The organism is Dietzia sp. B19 (genome assembly GCF_014145155.1).
Taxonomy (GTDB): domain Bacteria; phylum Actinomycetota; class Actinomycetes; order Mycobacteriales; family Mycobacteriaceae; genus Dietzia; species Dietzia natronolimnaea.
On record NZ_JAALED010000348.1, the window covers coordinates 1 to 1,310 of the forward strand.

At 70.8% G+C, this 1,310-nt stretch carries 1 protein-coding gene; it reads right to left on the minus strand.

Annotated features, from left to right (window positions below; genetic code table 11):
* Positions 1-23: 23 nt before the first annotated feature.
* A partial coding sequence (locus tag G6020_RS10400; RefSeq protein ID WP_182610572.1) for an alkaline phosphatase D family protein occupies positions 24-1,310 on the minus strand: 1,287 nt, incomplete at its 5' end.

A 1,310-nucleotide genomic window follows, 5' to 3' on the forward strand; every position in this document is an offset into this window, starting at 1 on the left:
CGCGCGGTTCCTGGCGAGCCGGATCAGGGCAGCAGGCCGGCCGGCTCCAGCTGATCGGTGCCGTGCCGGACCCGCCAGCTGGCGATGGGGTAGGCGCCGCTGGCGGGGTCCTCGCGCGCGACCAGCGCCCAGTAGTCGGCGTGGGCGAAGTCGGTCGTGAACTCGACCACCGTGAAGCCGTGGCGGTCCAGGTCCACCCAACGCACGTGTCGGTTGACCTGAGTGAGGGCCCCCTGCGCGGTCTGCGACAACGGGTTGCCCTCGGGGAGGTTCACCATGTCGTCGATGTTGTTGCTGGTGATCGACGGGGTGACGAACTCGATCGCGCCGACGCCCGCGCCCGGGTAGTTCGCCGGCTCGAACGGCACCTCGTTGGCCCACGAGGTGTGGATGTCGCCGGTGAGGAAGACGGTGTTGCGGGTGCCGGCGGCGCGGATCACCTCCATCAACCGGCGGCGCTCGCCCGCGTAGCCGTCCCACTGGTCGGGGTTGTAGGTGATGCCCTCGCGCGGGACGCCCAGCAGCTCGGTGAGCGCGGCCGTGGTCTGTGGCTCGAGCGGGGGCAGGAGCACGGGCGTGATCATCACCGAGTTGCCGATGACGTTCCACCGGGCGGTCGACGAACTCAGCCCGCGGGCCAGCCAGTCGAACTGGGCGGCGCCGGTCATGGTGCCGGTGACATCGATCGCGTGACCGTCGAAGCGGTCCGGTCCCTCCGTGCGGTAGGAGCGCAGGTCGAGCATGCTGATCTCGGCGAGCGAACCCCAGCGCAACCGCCGGTAGAGGTGACCGCCGTCGCGGAGGGACTCGGGGCGCACGGGCATCCACTCGAAGTAGGCCTGGGAGCTGGCGGCCTTGCGGTCGGAGAACGGCCCCTGGTGCGGGTGGTGGTTCTCGGCGCCGTCGGACCAGTTGTCGTTCGCGAGCTCGTGGTCGTCCCACGTGACGATCCACGGCACGTGCGCGTGCAGGGACTGCAGATCCGGGTCGGTGCGGTACTGGGCCAGGCGGATCCGGTAGTCGGCCAGCGTCACGATGTCGTGCGGGGGATCGTGGGGCCGGACCGCGCCGAACTTGCCGGTGTACTCACCACGGCCGTACTCGTAGATGTAGTCGCCCAGTTCGACGATCGCATCGAGATCCCCGCGCGCCTCGAGGTGGCGGTAGCCGGAGAAGTACCCCGCCTCCCAGTTGGAGCAGGAGACCACCCCGATGCGCCAGCGGCCGGAGGCGGGGAGCGCGCCGTGGGCGGGCGCGGTGCGGGTGCGGCCGGTGTGCGAGGTCTGGCCGAGGGCACGGAAGCGGTAGTG